This window comes from Rhodohalobacter sulfatireducens (genome assembly GCF_022012475.1).
GTDB classification, from domain to species: Bacteria; Bacteroidota; Rhodothermia; order Balneolales; family Balneolaceae; genus Rhodohalobacter; species Rhodohalobacter sulfatireducens.
Genome location: NZ_JAKLWS010000001.1, coordinates 504,593 through 524,094, shown reverse-complemented (window position 1 = coordinate 524,094; position 19,502 = coordinate 504,593). Strand labels below are relative to the sequence as shown.

At 44.0% G+C, this 19,502-nt stretch carries 11 protein-coding genes; 1 reads left to right on the top strand and 10 read right to left on the bottom strand.

The window, feature by feature from the left end; all coding sequences use genetic code 11:
• Positions 1 to 98: 98 nt before the first annotated feature.
• The 7 genes from pgm to L6773_RS02225 all read right to left on the bottom strand — a co-directional run bounded on the left by pgm (position 99) and on the right by L6773_RS02225 (position 7,183).
• A complete protein-coding gene (gene pgm / locus L6773_RS02255; RefSeq protein WP_237852213.1) occupies positions 99 to 1,745 on the bottom strand; it encodes a phosphoglucomutase (alpha-D-glucose-1,6-bisphosphate-dependent) in 1,647 nt (548 codons plus the stop codon).
• A 409-nt stretch (positions 1,746 to 2,154) separates the two neighbouring features.
• Positions 2,155 to 2,661, bottom strand: a complete 507-nt coding sequence (locus L6773_RS02250; RefSeq protein ID WP_255727686.1) for a DUF6141 family protein — start codon at positions 2,659 to 2,661, stop codon at positions 2,155 to 2,157.
• On the bottom strand, positions 2,661 to 3,326 hold the full coding sequence (locus tag L6773_RS02245) for a nitroreductase family protein (protein ID WP_237852211.1): 666 nt from the start codon (positions 3,324 to 3,326) through the stop codon (positions 2,661 to 2,663). The genes L6773_RS02250 and L6773_RS02245 overlap by 1 nt, the downstream gene beginning before the upstream one ends.
• A 321-nt stretch (positions 3,327 to 3,647) precedes the next feature.
• Entirely contained in the window at positions 3,648 to 4,418 is a 771-nt protein-coding gene (locus tag L6773_RS02240; RefSeq protein ID WP_237852210.1) for a M90 family metallopeptidase, read from the bottom strand.
• A 42-nt stretch (positions 4,419 to 4,460) separates the two neighbouring features.
• Positions 4,461 to 5,216 (bottom strand): LytR/AlgR family response regulator transcription factor, encoded by a 756-nt coding sequence (locus L6773_RS02235; protein WP_237852209.1) that lies wholly within the window; start codon positions 5,214 to 5,216, stop codon positions 4,461 to 4,463.
• Between the two features lie 124 nt (positions 5,217 to 5,340).
• The gene (locus tag L6773_RS02230; protein ID WP_237852208.1) at positions 5,341 to 6,402 is read right to left on the bottom strand and encodes a sensor histidine kinase; all 1,062 of its coding nucleotides are present in this window, start codon (positions 6,400 to 6,402) and stop codon (positions 5,341 to 5,343) included.
• 193 nt (positions 6,403 to 6,595) lie between these two features.
• Complete coding sequence (locus tag L6773_RS02225; protein ID WP_237852207.1) at positions 6,596 to 7,183, bottom strand: outer membrane beta-barrel protein; 588 nt, start codon at positions 7,181 to 7,183, stop codon at positions 6,596 to 6,598.
• 255 nt (positions 7,184 to 7,438) lie between these two features.
• Between L6773_RS02225 and L6773_RS02220 the strand changes: the two genes are divergently transcribed.
• A complete protein-coding gene (locus L6773_RS02220) occupies positions 7,439 to 7,837 on the top strand; it encodes a DUF2267 domain-containing protein (protein WP_237852206.1) in 399 nt (132 codons plus the stop codon).
• A 556-nt stretch (positions 7,838 to 8,393) separates the two neighbouring features.
• Here L6773_RS02220 and L6773_RS02215 read toward each other — a convergent pair.
• The 3 genes from L6773_RS02215 to L6773_RS02205 form a co-directional block, all read right to left on the bottom strand.
• Entirely contained in the window at positions 8,394 to 9,248 is an 855-nt protein-coding gene (locus L6773_RS02215) for a universal stress protein (protein ID WP_237852205.1), read from the bottom strand.
• Positions 9,249 to 9,317: 69 nt separating this feature from the next.
• Positions 9,318 to 10,433 (bottom strand): chemotaxis protein CheB, encoded by a 1,116-nt coding sequence (locus L6773_RS02210; RefSeq protein WP_237852204.1) that lies wholly within the window; start codon positions 10,431 to 10,433, stop codon positions 9,318 to 9,320.
• A gap of 335 nt (positions 10,434 to 10,768) precedes the next feature.
• Positions 10,769 to 19,456 (bottom strand): GH36-type glycosyl hydrolase domain-containing protein, encoded by an 8,688-nt coding sequence (locus L6773_RS02205; protein WP_237852203.1) that lies wholly within the window; start codon positions 19,454 to 19,456, stop codon positions 10,769 to 10,771.
• Positions 19,457 to 19,502: the final 46 nt, after the last annotated feature.

The following is a 19,502-nucleotide window of genomic DNA, read 5'->3' as shown; positions in this document are numbered from 1 at the left end:
ACTTGGACCATGATGAGCGGAGCTTCGGTACGAGTAAAAAATATACTCTGCTTCACTTCGCGCTCTCAGAGGTTAACTTTAGTAGATCCCAGAAGGAGCTACTTCCCCAGCACCGAATCCACAATAGCCATCGCTTCTTCCTGGATCTGCTTCAGGTGATCTTTTCCTTTAAAACTCTCAGTGTAAATTTTATAGATATCTTCGGTCCCTGATGGCCGTGCTGCAAACCAACCATTTTCAGTTTCAACTTTCAGCCCGCCGATCGGTGCATCATTGCCCGGAGCCCGGGTGATCTTTTTCTGGATCGGTTCACCTGCAAGTTCATTTGCTTCAACCTGGTCTGGCGACAGATCCTTCAGGATCGCTTTTTCTTCGAGGGTGGCTGGCGCATCCAACCGCTCATATACCGGGCTGCCAAATCGATCTTCCAGATCTTTGTAGTGTTGATCCGGGCTTTTTCCAGTTTTTGCCGTAATCTCAGCCGACAACAGGTCCATGATAATCCCATCTTTATCTGTGGACCACACAGTCCCGTTTTTCCTCAGGAACGACGCTCCCGCACTTTCCTCTCCGCCAAAACCGTAGGAACCGTCTTTCAACCCATCTACAAACCATTTAAATCCAACGGGCACTTCCGCCAGGTTTTTGTTGATTGATTTTGCGACGCGGTCGATCATACTGCTGGAAACAAGTGTTTTTCCAACGGCGGCATCATCGCTCCAGCCGGGCCGGTTTTGAAACAGGTAATTGATTGCAACCGAGAGATAGTGATTCGGATTCATCAGCCCGGTTTTTGTCACAATGCCGTGACGGTCGAAATCGGTGTCGTTTCCAAAGGCAATGTCATACTTATCTTTCAATTCAATCAGGCTGGCCATTGCATAGGGCGAGGAACAGTCCATCCGGATTTTCCCGTCCTTGTCCACAGTCATAAAGCTAAAAGTCGGATCCACCCGCGGATTCACAACCTCGAGATTTAACCCGTACTTTTCGGCAATCGGTTCCCAATATGCTATTCCTGAACCGCCCATTGGGTCGGCCCCGATTTTCAAACCCGATCCGGCAATCGCCTCCATATCCACAACATTTTCCAAATCGTTGGTGTAGGGCTGAACATAATCATGAGTTTGAGTACTGCTTTTTGCCAGTGCTTTGTAAAGCGGAATACGACGAACTCCTTTCAGGTCAGTTTTCAAATATCGATTTGCCGTATTCTGAATCTCATTCGTGATCTCCGTTCCCGCCGGTCCTCCGTGAGTAGCGTTGTATTTAAAGCCTCCATCCGAAGGAGGGTTGTGAGACGGGGTAATCACTACACCATCTGCTTTATGTTTTGAGTCCGATTTATCGCTGTTCCAGGTTAAAATAGCATGTGATACAGCCGGGGTGGGCGTATAGCCAAAATCTTGCTGGTAACGGATTTCAATATTATTCGCCGCAAAGACCTCGATTGCCGAAACCATTGCCGGTTCCGAGAGGGCATGAGTATCCATCCCCAAAAAAAGCGGACCATTAATCCCTTTCTTATTCCTGTAATCGGCAACCGCCTGGCTGATCGCCAGAATGTGGTGTTCGTTGAACGTTGAATCGAGCGCCGTTCCGCGATGACCGGAGGTCCCAAATGAGATCGCCTGTTTCGGGTTATCCTTATCCGGAATTTGACTGTAATATGATGTTACAAGCCGGGGTATGTTTTCGAGAATTGTATGAGGTGCCGGTTTTCCTGCAAGTTCGTGGTTAGCCAAAATGGTCCTCCCGTTAGGTTCTGAATGCTTTTTTTATGATAGATTATCTATCCACGAAAATGATTGATAATACTTAGAATGGCAAGTACACGATAGTATCTTAATCTTTTTTTAATCAGACTGATTACATGTATTTACTGGCATGAAGAAATTTTTTTGCATCGACATAGCACAAAATGCAATCTTGCGCTAGTGTAGTGAAAATATTTTGCAGGAACACTTTTGTAGCTTTTACCAATTCTAATACACATACCTCACCTGCTGGTTCAAGTTTGTAACTTGGACCCATCGATACAGCACAAGTTGCAAACTTGCGCTAGTGTAGGGCTCTGAAGGTATGTTGGAAGAAAAGGCTATACTACAATACTACTCTTCTTTCGTGTTTTTGTGCTTTAGTGGCTAAAGAACTTTACGATGCCGGTGATAAATTTCTATAAGCCCTTACAACCTCCTCCGGTTCATCGGATGAAAAATAGACCGGCCTGCCGGCTCTGAATTGAACTTTCACTCCCTTTTTTCCGCTTATGATGTATCCCTTGCCCTTGCGTCCCCAGCGGATTCCCCACCCTCCAAAATCTAAAATGGGCCTGTATGTAACTACCTCCATCGATTCAATATCATCAAGCCGATAAGAATGCATTCTGAAATGAAGCGGAAACAAACGGTAGGAAAAATTTTCTGAGTCGATCTTGATAATCAGCTTCATTGCAAAAAGTGCCAGAGGAAATCCAATTCCAATAACCATCCAGATGATGATCAACACTAGATCCGGTGCCGGGTTATTGCCAATCGGATTGCCCAATACAATCTGCTGAAAAATGCTATACCATATGAATAATGCAATACCGACTATGATAACCCACATGAAGGGCTGTTTGCATTTCTGTACCGATTTGAACTGGTTGACTTTTTCCATCATACGAATGTTGCAATTTCTTCAAGAGATTTTTTTGTGATCTCCGGTACTTTGGCATCCTCTACCGGGTAGCCGGTCACCAAAATTAAATAGGCTCTTTCGTTTGTGGGGCGATCCAATATCTCATTCAGAAATTTCATCGGATTCGGTGTATGCGTGAGTGTTGCAAGGCCTGAGTGGTGGAGGGCGGTAATCAACATACCGGTGGCAATTCCCACCGATTCTTTCACATAGTAGTGCTGAATTTTTTCGCCATTTTCAGTCAGCCCATATTTTTTTGAGAAGATAACAATCAAATAAGGCGCGGTTTCCAGGTAAGGTTTGTGTTCATCCGTTCCCAGGTGATCCAGTGCCTCCAGCCATTCGTCAGGTGCTTTTTCATGGTAAAACGCTTTCTCGGTTTTCTCGGCCTCTGCCCGAATTTTCTTTTTCACATCAGGATCAGAAACCACCACAAAGTGCCAGGGTTGTAAATTCGCTCCATTGGGTGCAGTACCGGCAGCTTTGATCGCATTTTTTATAACTTCGATTGGAACCTGCCGACCCGAAAAATCCCGAACGGTTCGGCGTCTTTTGATCTCCTCATAAAAATCAGCAGCCCGTTTTTTCATCTCCTCGGGTGGATATTCACGGAAGTCGGGTAGTGGAATAAAGGTTGAAGACATTTTTTTGGATTAAATCTTTAACAGTCATTTCGTTTGGCAGTCACGCAATTAACTCGCATTTTTTCGAAATCCGCGAAGATTATGGATACTTCGCGGATCTTATTGGGCAATAAACAAACTCGGGGAAATATTATAAAACGATTTTGAACATCAAATAGCTTCGGAAACTCCTCTCTCAGCTAATGGGAGAGGTCACTTTGAGTCGAAAACTGATGTTTTTTAGCAAAATTCAAAGATGATAATAATGTTCATATTTAATCATCGAATCCAAACCGATACTACGATTTGCTCATCAAGCGTTTTCCGGCTCAGCGAGCCGGGTTACAATGGGACAAACAAACCGGGATCAAGATTATAAAACGATTTTAGAACATCATATAGCTTCGGAAACTCCCCACTCAGTTTACGAGGTTTCAGGAAAAAGGCTTCGGTAGCCACTGAAAAAAGCTCGGCTGGGTCTGTTGCTCCATATGGATCAAGCACACACTGCGTTCTGCTTCGGCTCTTGCGCTGCAGAGTGCGGTAAGCAGCAGCCAGGATATGTGTCCATTCATCATCACGATAGATTTCACCGTATTCTCCAATGCCTGCCGTCAGCCCGTAATATTCATCCAGCTGATGGGCAAACTCATGAAATACCAGATTCTGGCCTGACGACTGATTTTCGATATTTTCCCGAATATCATCCCAGGAAAGCACGATGCTGCCCAAATCCCACGATTCTCCCTTCCGCGCCTGTGTTCCCTCGCTGACAATCCCGCCTTCACCTTCCTCCCGAACCGGTGCCAGGTAATCATCCGGGTAAACGAGAATGGATTGCAAATCGGGATAATACCCGGCCGGCTCACCCAAAAGAAGAATACAGGCATAGGCAGAGATGATCACCTTTTTCTCTTCTGTCATCTCCAGGCCATTACATCCTTCGAATAGCTTTTCATCCAAAAAAATCACAACATGATTTCGAAGCGTCTTTTTCAGGCCTTCTGGAAGCTGACCATAATAAGGAACACTCCTGTCAAGTATCCCTTGCCATGATTCTGGGAATGACCGGTACAAGAGCCATTTTCTTTTGAGATAGCGGAATATTGGCATTATTCAATCCTGGTTACAGATGTGTCAAGGCAGTTCATAAACTCAACGATTCATCCACTCTTTAAAATCACCTGACCTGCTGGTACTTACGATGGTATCAATATTTTTGCCGGTTCTCGGTTTTAGCTCAAGTTTTACACGGCTTCGGGTCCATGCCATCATATTTTCAATTGATTCGATGTTTACGATCAATCCGCGATGAACCCTGAAAAATTTATTGGGGTCAAGTTCCTCTTCGAGGGCATCCAGAGAATAGTCAACGGGCAGTTTTTTGTCATCGAGGGTTACCAGGTACACGCTTTTATCCTCTGCAAATATGTATGCCACTTCATCTGCAGTTACTTTTTTCAGCATGTCACCGATTCGAATTAAAAATCGTTCTTTATACACTTTCGCCTGGTCGGAAAATGCGGCCATCAGCTTATCCACATCTACCGAAAATGCCTTCCGCATGGTGTTATATTTTTGCAGGCTCTCCTCCAGTTCTCTCTTCCTGATCGGTTTGAGCAGATACGCAATACTGTTTAAGCGGAACGCTTTAATTGCATATTGGTCGTAGGCCGTGGTAAAGATAATTGGGGTGGTAATCCTTACCTGTTCAAAAATCGAAAAGCTGAGTCCGTCTGATAGCTGTATATCAAGAAATATGAGATCTGCCTCGTAACTTGAAAGCCATTTAACAGACTCTTTCACCGAACCGATTTTTGCCAGCACCTCGCATTCAACCTCAATTTCCTTGAGCATCTCTTCAAGTCGCTTTGCTGCAATCGATTCGTCTTCTATAATCAGGACTTTCATGTCGTTATAGGTTTTTTATTATTTTTCCCCTTGAGGGGAGTACGGCTTTAGCCGGGAAGGGTGTTCATTGAGCGAACTCCTCCAAAACTCTATTGATTTTCCTCCACCCTCAAAGGAGCATTTTTCACTCCTCAATCAATGGCAGTACTACCCTGTATTGATCTGTACCTACATGGAACTCCGGTACTCTTGAACAGATCATTGAATACCGCTTTATCAAATTTTGCTGTCCTATTCCGGTGGATTTTCCAAATGTCATTTTAGGTTGAAGCGAGTTGGTAATAACTAAATTATTCTCTTCATCAAATATTTCAATGTGTAGTGGTTTTTCACCGCTTACCTGGTTGTGCTTAATGGCATTCTCCAAAACCACCTGCAATGACAATGGCGGCAAATAGTACGATAACAATTCTGACCGTATGTTGACACTAAAATTCAAATATTCCCCATGCCGAATCTGTTGCAAATACATATATGAACGTGCAAATTCCAACTCTTTTTCAAGAGATACAACATGTTGCTCTATCGTATCTAACACATACCGGTAGATGCTTGAAAACTCTTCGATAAAGCGCTGTGATTTTTCCGGATCGGTTTCTATCAATCCTGTTAAAACATTCAGGCTGTTGAACATAAAGTGTGGATTCATCTGATTTTTCAGAACTTCAAACCGAATTTGTGTCAGTTCTTTCATCAGTTCCTCGTTGCGCTTTTCTGCTTCCGACTCAGCAATAAAGAAGATCCATGCCTCAAATATGATCAGTATGGCAACGTTGCAAACGGCCAGTACAATAGAGTTGAAAACATAGGTGGTAAGCAGGTCCTCTTCATACGGATTGATAAGGTGTGCAACAGTTGTAATAAAAACCGCAATGATCACCCCAATCAGAATGGAAAAAATAAGTTGTATTGAGCTCCGCAGAACCCCATTTTTCTTCCAGGGATACTTGATATTTAGTTTACGAATCAGGTAGAGATCAGGATAGGCTAGCATGAAAGCGGCAATTAAGCTTAAAAACGTACCCCAGCTCAATCGAATGATTGCTTCTGCAGCGGTTTCAATCGTGTAAAATCCGCTGAAATGGTTGTATGATATAATGATGATTTGCAGTGAAAGCGCAACGCTCAGCAATAGGAAAAAGAGCTTTCGAAACGGAATAATGCTATGTAATTTTTGAAAAGCCATGGTGTACCTTCAATGTACTGCTCTGCTTGATTTTATTAAATAATATGAACTCGGAATAAGAATATTAATCTTTGGAATAGTTGAATCCCCTCCTAACACCCCGAAGTATCGAGGGCAGGTAGGAGGGGATTTGATTTTCAACTTTCTTATCCCGCGCTCAGGTTAAATCACAAAGCGTTTTTTGATATTTGATTCAAAAAGTTTTTGAGAATCCGATTTGTGTTGACAGGTAGTTCAGATCGGAACTGAATCTGTCTGTGCCGGATTCAAAGTCTCTTGAAAGAGAGCTGTATTTAAGAGTTGGAATAAGAGTCCATGATCGTCCAAGGGGAACCTCGAAACCACCGGCGGCTTGCCATCCGAATCCATGTCCGGTATCAGATACGATGTCTCCTGCATTATTTTCGATTTCAACATGGTTGTAGATTCCACCGGCCCGAACTACATAATGTAATCTTGTTCCAGCCAATGGGTGTTTAAATTGAAGGCCGTAGGTATAACCGGTTTCTTCAAAATCCATGTTATTGCCTGCAAAGGATTGATTCGATCCAAACTTTTTCCATCCCCAGCCGAGGTAAATACTCGTGTGTTCCAAGAACCGATAGTAGAATGTTCCTTCAATTGCGGGACCTGCCTTCAGGTTTGCGTCCCCGAGTTCTGTGGTTGCATACGATGCGCCGGTTGAAAGTTCAAAAGCCCATCGATCCTGATTATTTTGAGCGGTAACGTTCAGTGCTAATATTGTCAGTGCTATTGTGAGTAAACTAATTCTTGTTTTCATTTTCTTGTGATTTAATTGTTATTGTTGCTTAAGTAGCTATTAGAAATGTAGGATTGACAACGTCCCGCAACAATTTCATCCCGACGAATGCGCAGATTCAAAGGTTGAATGCGTATTTATGATTGATAAACCTTTTAGGGGAATTCAAAATGGGTTTGAATCAAGCCTGTAATAGATCTCAATTGCATTGAAATGATGCCAATATTACACATGTTTAATAAGTAAGATGGAAAGGTTCATAAATCTTCAATTCCCATGATGCAAATAACGGATTCATATCAGGAGATAATTGAAACGTTGGATTTTGTACATACGCAGGACCAGGCAGGTGAGGTCACGAAAGCTATTTTAGGAATGATCTCCAGCTCACTGACGGACCAGGAGGCGCGTGAATTTGCAGCTCAATTACCGGATTACCTGGATTACGAAACCCTGCATGGCGATCCGCAGGAACAAGACAATATTCTGCCTGAGCAGTGCATCGAAAACCTCCGGGATAAGTTTAGTTTCGATGAAAACCAGGCAAGAGCGGCTCTCAATCAGGTTATTGGAATTACCGTTCGTGAAGCAAAGGGTGAAGTCAGTGATATTGTGAAGGACCTGGATAATGAATGGAAAGAGTATTTTGATCAAACCCCCAGGCTGCGATCGTAATCATCCTGAATTTGATATAAGGAAGTGAGTTTAATCATTCGAAAAACTAACTGGTTAACCTGAGAGATAATTGCTTAGTTGAGGAGTATACGCCTTCGAAAAGCCTGCACCGACACGTTAGGGGTGCAGCGAAGGAAAAGAAACTGGATTTTCAATCATAAGCTTACATGCAAAGCTGCAATCTATAAGCAACAGTCCATTCCGTGCTCACTCCGCCTGTTTTCCGAAGCTTCAGCGCAGGCAGGTTCTCTTCCCCATTCAAAAAGCTGTGGTAAAATAAACAACCAAACGAAGATTACATTTTTTACCACGAAAACAGGTTTTCAATTTAAAATACCTCAGAGCCTCTCAATGGAGAATTTTAGAAAGTATTTTTCTTTTATTATCTCGAATGCTTACGATAATGATCTCCAATACCTTCATATGTTTTAAAGAAGATAGCTTTATCGTGTTTTAGGCTTGAAAAAAAATCCGCCCTGATGATTCAGGACGGATCCAACTTTCACCCCACCCCGACAGGGGCTCAAGATATTATCTCTCTGAATTTGTCCGGTATTTATGGGCTCAGGAACAGCGGTCCTTCGCTCTTTGTAATCATAAAGTGGGTTGTTGAGCCAAATGTAGCTCTTCTCAGCGCTGAAACTGAATGAGCACCCATAACTACAAGGTCCGGATTCTTGGTTAACTGTCTCTCAAGCAGCCGTTTACCGACGTCGCCCGGATCAAGCACAACTTTGGTTACATAGCTGAACCGATGTTCTTTGAGGTAACTTTCGGCTTGGCTCAAAATTACAGATGCCTCACCAACATCTTCGCTGGAATTACTTGCCGTTACATTCACAAGTTCAATATCAAGATCACTTCCGTACGGCAGCAGATGTACGAATGCCTGCAGCGATCTTGCCGCCGGTGAACTTCCGTCGAATGCAACCATCAACTTCTCTACATCATGGTAGGCATCGGTTACCACCAGGGTAGGGGAAACTCCGTTTTTCACAACATTGGCAAGTGTCTTGGTATCTTTATCCGGTTCATTATAAAAGAAGTGAGAATCGCGTCCCACAACCAGCAAGTCATGATATTTCATCTCCTCAACAATCATCTCAAAAGAAGCACCATGCCGCGTCACTTTCCGATGTTTCACATCTGCTTTTTGAACCGCACCGCTAAATGAATCCAATAATCGTTTGGCGATCTCCTTACTCTCCTCTTCCATCTTTTCCCAAATTTGATGTCCGTACACTTCTGTTCCATATGCTCCTACACTAATCACGGGCTGAATATTAGATGTATCCACAACAGCCAAACCTGTAAGACTGGCATCAAAGCGTTTGGCCAGGCGAATGGCATATCGCGTTGCAATCGGTGTATCCTGGTCGGGATCGAGGGCTACTACAATTCGTTTAATCATCGTCTTACCTCCATATGGTTCTCGTTATTTTTTGATCTCAAATGATTTAATGTTAATACCCCATTCTTTTCAATTGACCATTTTTGAATGGGTGGCTGTACTCATACGGTCTTTCAATCGAGAGATAATTTCTTCACCCAATTGATGGCTGTGATATTGATTTATACTTACATGCAGCGATTGAATACTGCCCGGAAGATCCCAAAGTCTTGCACTCTTCTTACTTTGAACTAATATCTCGCCTCCGGCTTCAAGCACCTCCTTAGCACCATCAACACCATCTTTACCCCCACCTGACAGAAAGACTCCCATAACGCGATTTTGATAAACATTGACTGCAGAACGCAAGAGAACATCAATAGATGGCCTGTATTTTATCTCCCGCGGTCCTCGATGAATGTTTATCATATTTCTTCTCCAGTTGCTTTTTAAAACAGTATGATATCCGCCCGGTGCCACATATACTTGTCCGGGCAGCAAAATACTGTTCTCTTCGGCCTCACGAACGTTTAAGGGCGTAATCTCATCCAGATCTGCAGCCAGTTCCCGGGTGTAAATTTTCGGCATATGCTGTAAAATCATCACAGGAACGGAAATTTCACTCATTCTCGAGATCACATCATAAAGAGTTTGTACTCCGCCTAAACAACCGCCTATTACAACCAACTCAATATCTTCTTTCTGTTTTAATTTTTTCTGAGTGGCAACAGATGAGGTTTGGGATATGACAATTTGATTCCCGAGATTGGCCCGCATATTTAAGTTGGGCAGTGCCTTTATCAACGGTGTTAGCCTCTTTCTGAAGTGTCTCCCGGCAAAAACAACTCCCTGGGAAGTATCAGGGACTGTAAGGTATTCCACAGCACCCAGTTTTAATCCTGTAAGTGCCGCCCTGGCCCCCTGTGGGGTTAATGTTGTCAGAAGCACAACAGGAATTCCCGGATACATATTGATAATACTCTTCAACAGCCAAAACTCTTTTGATTGGATAGATTCGATTCCCAATAATATGAGATCGGGATTGTGATTTTCGATCTCTATGAGTGTTTCATCATTCTGTTTATTCTCGAGTGCAATCAGGCTGGAAACATCCGTTTCTTCTCTCATTACCCGTGATAACATCTGACGGATCAGAACCCTCGGGTCGATAATAAAAACGGTTATATCTCTAAATTCGGCAGGCATCTTTTCGCGGTTGATTCTACTTTCTAATAAAGATATCGGCTTTAGTTAACTCAGACCGTGCGCAAACCTTTAGAGTGGAAGTAATCTATGAGTCAGCATTTTTGTAGTGAATAAGACTACATCTAACCTGCATTTCTCACCAAGAAATTTTGTTGTGAGCAAGGCATGCCCTGGGCAAACGCAGCTCACGGGAAAAATTTCGCCGAATTACACACTGCAATCTTTAAAATGAAATAAAGATTATTCCAAATCTTTGGCACTTAAAAGGTTATAAATTTATAACATATATGTTTGTGAGAAATGCAGGCTAAAACCGTTTCGAAATAGAACCCAGGCTATTCAGATCTTTTTAGAATCAATTTCACTTCATGATGTCGACCATCTTTTCGGAGGGGTATTCTTGCTGATTCTTTCGATGGCGTGATCGGTTTTCCGTCAAGCTCACCCTGAAGCCATCCTGTTTGCAGGCCATCCGGATTTTGTATGATTGTCTGATAGGTGGTTTGACCGTCATCCAGCCTTAACATAATCTCAAATTCCTTCCAGTCAGACGGAATGGCCGGTTTCAGTTCTGCACATTCTTTACCCGGCCGATACCCAAGAATAGATTCCACAGCCACCCGATACATCCAGCCCGCTGAACCTGTGTACCAACTCCAACCGCCCTGTCCAGTCAATGGAGGCTCACCATAAACATCTGCTGTAACTACGTATGGTTCTACTCCGTACCTTTCAGCCGCTTCATGATTCAGGGCGTGATTTACCGGGTTAATCATGGAGAAATATTTCATCGCCTCGTTGCCCATACCGCTTTGCGCAAAAGCCCTGACCACCCAAAGAGCACCGTGTGTATATTGCCCGCCATTTTCACGAACACCGGGAATATATCCTTTGATGTATCCCGGGTTCTTTTCCGTCCGGTCGAAGGGTGGCGTGAGCAATTTGATAATTCCATCCTCCTCAGAAATAAGATGCTCTTTTATTGCTTTCAGTACCTTTGCTCTCTTTTCTTTTGTAGCTACTCCAGACAGAATCGACCACGCTTGCGAGATGGCGTCTATCCGGCATTCACTATTTTGCGATGATCCCAGCGGTGTGCCGTCATCATAAAATGCCCGCAGGTACCACTCGCCGTCCCAGCCGGTTGTATTTAGATTTTTTCTGAGTTTTTCAGCTTCTTTTCGATATCTGTCTGCCCGTTCTGAATCATCCATTTTCACACAGATTTTTTCAAAATCAACCAAGACTTGATAGAGGAAGAAGCCCAGCCATACACTTTCGCCTTCACCTTTTTCTCCAACCAGGTTCATTCCGTCATTCCAGTCGCCTGTACCGATCAGCGGGAGGCCGTTTCTGCCAAACTTCAGTGATATCTCAATAGCCTTACAGCAATGTTCGTAGAGCGACTCCCGGATTCGGGATCTTTCAGGCTGCAGATAGGCTTCGTGCTCGTATTCCTCAAGTGCGCGAGCCTGGACGTATGGAATCTTTTCATCCAGTATAGAATGATCATCCGTGTGATCCAGATAATGAGAGACAGCATATGGAAGCCATAGACGATCGTCTGTAATCCGGGTTCTTACACCGCGGCCTGTTGGGGGATGCCACCAATGCAGCACATCGCCTTCCGGAAACTGGTTTGCTGCGTGAAGCAGAATCTGCTCCCTGGCAATCTTCTCATCCGTAAATAATACTGCCATTGAATCCTGCAGTTGATCCCGGAATCCGTATGCCCCGCCGGCCTGGTAATACGCCGTGCGCGCCCACATCCTGCTTGATAGATTCTGATACATCAACCACCCGTTTACAAGGAGATCCAGGGATTTGTCCGGTGTTTTCACCTGGATTCTCGACAGTTTCTCAGACCAGAATTTTCGAACTGTTTCAAGCTCTGTATTCGCTTTTTCCGGGTCCCTGAATGCCTCAACCAAGTTCTCTGCAGATTCCCAATTCTCCGCCTCTCCTTCCAGGAAAACCAATTCAACGGTCTCTCCGGGCTTGATCGTAACCATTGTTTGCAGTGCAAGACAGGGATCTTCTCCTTCAACTTTTTTCATCTTAAGTTCTGTTTCAAATTGAAGTGCTGCCGGGCAACTTACATCACGATTACGCCCGATAAACTCCTCACGGCTTGTTGTAAAGGAAAGCTCTGTGTTGTCTGAGCTACTGACCACTGTAGCAAACATCACCCGTTCAGAAAATTCATTGTTATAATAGTTTTGCATGTACAAGGTCTGCTTATCGTCTGATACAGATGGAATGATAAATCTTGATGACTTCATCCGATCCACACCAAGTACTGTATCTAGGTAGCGAAATACAGATAGACGACGAGGATCCGAGCCTTTATTATTCAGGGTGAGTTTTGAAATCTTCAGCGGATCATCCTTCGCAACAAATTGAATCAATTCTTGTTTGATCTCCGCCGACTCGTGCTCAAACCGCGTGTAACCGAATCCATGTGACACCCTGTAATGCCCATTTCCCGGAACCGGACCCGGTGTGGGCGACCAAAATTCATTTCGATTTTCGTCTCGTATGTAAAATGCTTCGGAATGTGGATCCCGAACCGGATCATTCGACCACGTTGTGAGCTTATTCTCCCTGCTGTTTTCGCTCCACGTATAACCGGCGCCCCGTTCGGTGGCGATAAATCCAAAATTGGGATTTGAAATTACATTCACCCATGGAGCAGGCGGGAGATTCAGTTTGCCCGTTTCGGAATCTTGATTTATGATTATCCGGTACTCCTCACCGGACTCTGAAAATCCACCATACCCATTAAAAAAACGGAGATCTTTAGCATCATCAATAATTTCAGACTTTTCCTGCTCATCTGGTTTTAGTTGAGCCGGCTGATATAGTTCTGAAATCTTGTTTCGACTCCAAGACCGGATCTCAGAAAGACTCGCTTTTTGAGAAAAATCATGGAGTTTATTCCTCAGAATTACATGGGCAACGCTTAACAATAGAGTAAGATCGGCCTGTGGAACCTGGTCGGTTCTCCTGAAAAAGATCCCTCCCCGTTTATTTATTAAATCTCTTCCCATGGAGGTTTCACAAGCCTCCTGTATCGCTTCCTGAACCTCATCGGCATAACTCGGTGGATGATCGTTCAAAAAGAGCATTTCAGTTTCAAGGCCCTTCATCCTCCAGAATGTGTGAGCCTTCAATAGAAGCCGAACGTGTTTGATCTGATCGGTATCGTCTAGCCTGAAAATAATGAGCGGAAAATCTCCTGAAATGCCATATGCCCATAAATCCTGCTGTTTCTTACGGTTTTCTTTCAACCTGTTGAACTCCAACCGGAATTGGTCACTCGTATAAAGAAGGTACGACGTAAGCTTTTGGAAATAGTGGGCTTGCCGGGCACTCAAGCCTATGTGATTTAGTGCCACAAGGCTGTATACATTTGCCATATCAATAGCCCGGTTCACCGCGTACTGATTGTCGTACATATCGGCCAAACGAACGGCTTCTTCGTAACTTTCGGCATATCCCAGCCCGAATGTACACTCAACTTTTTCACCCGGTTCAATCACAAATACTTTGCGGAGGCTTACAATCGGATCTGAAACATTGCCAAGGGTTCCTTCCAATGGTCCATTCCTGTCCATTACTGCCGGGTGGCTCAGAGATCTTCCCCTGCCTAAGAAAACGGACCGATCCGTCTCGTACTGAAGCGAATGACCATTATCCGAATAGAGGCTTGCAAAACTATGAATCATCCATTTTTCACCCTCCCGGTCACTTCTTGGACGTCGTTTAACGATCAGTGAATGTTCTTCCGGCAGGTAATCCGTCTGGATAAAAAGTTTTGAAAAAGCCGGGTGAGATCTGTGATCTTCATAATAATTCAGCACCACTTCTGCGTAACTTGTCAGTTCGATGGTTCTGGACTGATGCGAATAATTGGTAAGCGTAATCTTTCGCAGCTCGATGGGATCATCCGGGGAAACGCTGACTTCCGTAGTGGTTTCTATCCAGTTGTCCACCCTCGATGTAACCACCTTGCCATTGTGGAACCAGGTATCATACCGGTCCGGTTTTATCCGTACGGGCTGGTGCATGGACGACCAAAATTCGCTGGTGTCCAGATCTCTTACATATACAAAAACTCCAAGCGGATCTGCTGTAGGATCAGAAATCCAGTTATTCAGTGAAATTCCATCCTTTTCCGCCATTCCCGTTCCGGCATGAGTTACAAAAGTGGAAAAGCTGCCGTTGGAAAGAAGATGCGCTCTCGGCGGTTTTTGATCCAACTCCCCAATACCTGAATGCTCAACTACATTTTGTACAGATTCTCTTTCACCGGGCTCGAGTTCTACATCAATCGGGTGGGGCTCCTTAATGGGAACACCTCTTGGGATTTTTTCCTGCAGGATCAGCTCACAGGATCGGATATGAGGATCGGAATGGAAGTACCGGTTGATCGACCACTCATTCAACAGGTTCTCCATTGCCAGTAAACTCATTCCATGGTGATGCACCATATAGGTTCGAACTATACTGTAGGATTGATTTTCCCGGTTATGGGAAGCCGTAAAATCAACTGCATCGTAAAAACCAAACAATCCCTTTGCACCAATTTTTTCCAGTTCAACAAGGTTCTCAAGCGATGACTTCGGATCGATCATCATCGCCAGGACTGATGCGTAGGGAGCTACGACATAGGAGTCAGCCAGGCCGCGTTTCAAGCCAAGGCCGGGCGCCCCGAATGCCCTGTATTGATAGTGCAGATCCAGGTTCAGGAAGTTGTATGCACTTTCCGAAAAACCCCACGGCCTGTTTCTTTTCTTTCCATAGCTTCTCTGCCATTCTATCACATTGCTGTAAGTGTGGGCGATCAGCGTTTCGGGATAGGATCGCATAAACAGCAACGGCATCAGGTATTCAAACATAGTACCGCCCCATGAAAGTAAAATCTCCTGCCTATCCAGGCTTGTAAGTCTTCGGCTGAGCCTGAACCAGTGTTCAACCGGGATATCAGCTTTTGCTATGGCGATGTACGATGCAATTCGTGCTTCACTGGCCAGAAGATCGTATGTACCCTTATCTGCCTGGGCTTTTTCTACATTATAGCCCACGTGAAATAATCCTCGTCTCTTCTGATAGAGAAATGAGAAATCCATTTCTTCAACAAATTTCTCGCAGCTGGAAATTATCTTTCCGGCCTGATTTTGCCACCATTTTGGCAGTGCATTTTTAGGTTGATCTTGCAAATGATCGATCTTAGTACTCAGTTCTGAAGGGCTTATCTGATTCATATTCGGCAGATCTAACTTCATCAACCACCTGTATTCATCGATGATTTTTTCCATCTGCCGGAGAGGACTCTCCACCCAGAATACCAGGTCATTCAACTCCCTGTCTCCTAAACGATTTCGCAGCGACATCAGGTCGATGGAACACATATCTGTGGCATACGTCTTACAGCTTCTTACAAGTTCTAAAGATTCTGAAAGCGATAAATCACCGGCCGTTTCGAGCATCTTTAAAATTTCCGACGTGTGTTCATTCATGTTTTCATGGCAATCCTCAGGCAGAATTCCTTTCTCCCAGTATTCATTTAATATCTCACGGACAGCCCGAATCGTTACCTGCAATCCATCAAGATATTTTTTATTAAATCCGGGGGTGGTCATCTCCTCTTTAACAGCTTCTTTCACCACGATTAAACTGGCTGCCAGATTTCCTGAATCTACGGTTGACACATATTTTGGGCTCAATACCTCACCCAGCTTTGTATCGTACCAGTTGTAAAAGTGACCTCGATAACGCTCAAGTTTTTTCATCGATCTGAGCGTATTTCGCAGCCGCTCTAAACATTCGGTGTATGGAATAAATCCCATATTATATGCCACAACGGTAGATACCAGGGCCAGACCGATATTAGTTGGTGAGGTTCGGGCTGCTGCTTGAAGCGGCGGATCTTCCTGGTAATTGTCGGGAGGCAGCCATGAATGATCTTCATTCAAAAACCGCTCAAAATAGAACCAGGTACGGCGTGCATACTGTTGCAATTTTTCTTGCTCTTCATTGTTAAGCCCCTCCAATCTTGCTACGATCGGGTCGCTAATTTTTTTCAAAAAGAATGGTGAACCCGACCAAAGCAGAAAGAAAGGCATCGCCACCCATAAGTAAGTCATTCGTGTATAGATCGGGATAATCAGTACAGCGAAGCCCAATATAATGGGAACCGTCATCATTCGAGTGTAACTTACCAGGGAATGGCTGCTCATCTGCTCGGTTTGGAATGCAGTGGTCCACTCGAGCAGCGATTTATTAGATAAGTGAAGCCTGTATAAAGTTCGAAAAATTGCATCGATGTTGAGAATGGCCTGGTGCGGTAAAATGATGAGGGTACAGATCGCCTGGAGTGTGTTGATCTTCAGGTTTGCTTTCACTTTCACCATGTAGAGTTTCCACTGTACACGAGTGGGGCGATTCACAATATCAGAAGAGAGGCTTACATAAATGGGGAATGCCAGGATTCCAAATGCCGCAAGCGTCCAGACCAATGCAGACCCGGGCAGCCAAAACCATCCCGCAATAAAAAATAGAGTGAGGAAAAACGGATTCAGGGATCGACGAAGATTATCAAATATTTTCCATTTCGATAATCGATTGATAGGGTTTTCTACCTTTCCGTCCCTGCCGGGCACCTTTGAAAATAGCCAGGCTGCAATTTGCCAGTCGCCGCGGACCCACCTGTGATTTCTCTTGCTATAGCTGATGTAAGTGGAGGGATACTCATCAAATAGTTCGATATCCGTTGCCAGGCCGGCCCGAAGATATGTACTCTCAATTAAATCGTGGGAAAGTATCCTGTTTTGGGGAAATCGCCGGTTCAAAACCTTATGAAATGCTTCTACATCATAAATTCCCTTACCTGTAAAAACGGCTTCACCTGCCAGATCCTGGTAGATATCTGAAACGGCTGTTGAGTAGGGGTCAAGCCCAACGTGGCCGGAGAAAATTCTTGAAAACCATGTATTACGTGATGACTCCGGTGGTATGGATATCCGAGGCTGGATAATTCCATACCCTTTTTCTACAATTCGTTCTTCTGTATCAATAACAGCCCGATTCATCGGATGGGAGATCGTTCTGATGAGATCCCTGGCGCTGTCGGGTGGCAGCTTTGTGTCGGCATCCAGGGTTATAACATAGCGTACAGGATGCTCCTTTATCGTCTCAAAGAAATTTCCCTCAATCCACTTATAACTTGTCTCTTCATCGGCATTTTGCAGTATTCGGTTGAACTCCTCAAGTTTTCCTCGTTTACGCTCCCATCCCATCCATTTTTTTTCAACTCTGTTCCAGAGTCGCTCCCTGTGAAGAAGGAAAAATTTATCTCCGAACTTAGATTTGTACTTTTTGTTTAGCTTAGCAATTTCATTTTTTGCGGCCTCAACAATATCTGAATCGTGCGGCATCTCTTTTTCAATTGCATCGTTAAAATCAGAAAGCAACGCAAACTGTATGGACTCATCAGGATTTGCCAGGGATTTAATCTCCAGCGCCTCCACCTGACGAACTGCATCTTCTTTTGATTGCAGAAGGGTCGGTACTACAACTATTGTTCTGGATTCGTCCGGGATGAACTCTTTGTAACCCATTTTGGGTAGAATTCTCGGCGGCAGGAGAAACGCAAAAAATCGATTCACTGAGGAGACAGAAAGATCCAGCGCCGGGAAAAAAGTAACCAGGAACAGAATAGTAATTGTAAGGGTAGAGGTACTGAAAGCGCCAATTGTTAGCCAGAGAATAAGCATCAAGGCTGCTGTATGAAGTGCAATTGCCAATGTATAAACCCATGTGTTTCTCTCCAGGAATCGAACAATCCTCTCCATTGCAGGAATTTTGTAACTAATTTTGTCTACAAGGTCATCGAATCCCTCACCAACTAAGTAATATCCTACATGTCTTTTTAAGTCTTCGGCTGTTATTTCTGATGCCTCCCGGCCGGTCTCAGATACTTTTCCTTCTGCAAATAATAGAACTTGTTCAGCCGTCTCGGTTTCAGACTTTTCCGATCTCCGGCTTAACCTTTCAACCGTTCTTCTGTAAGAGTCGCGGGTTTTAAAATCCATACTTTTATAGATACCGGCCGGATCGAGGCCCAAGATCTGCTCCAAGATGGAACAATCTTCCACAAACTCCGACCAATCCATCTCCGAGGAAAGACGAAGGGATATAACTGCATTTTGAATACTCACCTGGATTCGAGATTGTTTCTGCGCTTCAATCCGCATCGCCTCTTCCAGGCTCATATCCAACTGCCGAAACCTGTAGGTAAACCAGCGTTTTTGATCCTCAAGAAGCAGACCGGCCATCTCCAATTGCTGGTACAGTTCTATCAAGTGAATATGAGCTCCCTCTCTCGGTTTATTTTTGAGCCAGTTCGAAATTACATTATTTGTTACACCCGGTTCCTTATGCTCGGTTCGTTCGAGCTTTTGAATGATACTTTGAACGTTCTTGTGAATATTTTTTCGATAGATGATGCGCGATGCTTTTTCAGCAAGTCTCTGTATGAGTATCAGCCGGATCATTATTGGAACGGCCCATATCTCACCAATCATTAAAGTTTTTATCTCCTGATAATTTTTGAGGTAGGTAGTTAAAACTTCAGGATCGAGCAAATTGTCAGTGAGGGTCAGGTAATCAAGTATTAACTCGTAAACACGCGGCAATCCTTTGTGTTCTCCATGGGTTAGAGCAGGTATACTAACCTGGTATTCCTTTGGAAAATCCACTTTTACCTGGACAATTTGCTCCTGGATGATGTAAAAATTGTCAATTAACCATTCGGCCGCAGGTGAGAGATCCTGCTCCATTTTTGCCAATCTTGAAAGTGTCCGGTATGCATCGGTTAGTTCTCTCCTGGATTCATCAAGAATAGATTTAATCCGAACAACATCATTCCCGTTAATTGCTGTAAGTTGGCTCTCTGCAATATGCGTGGCACTTTCTTTTAATTTTTTATGGCTGAATGATACGGTTTGATTGTCTGCCATCCATTCTTCCCTTCTTTAAGAATATTTGGGGATATTTAAATATCAG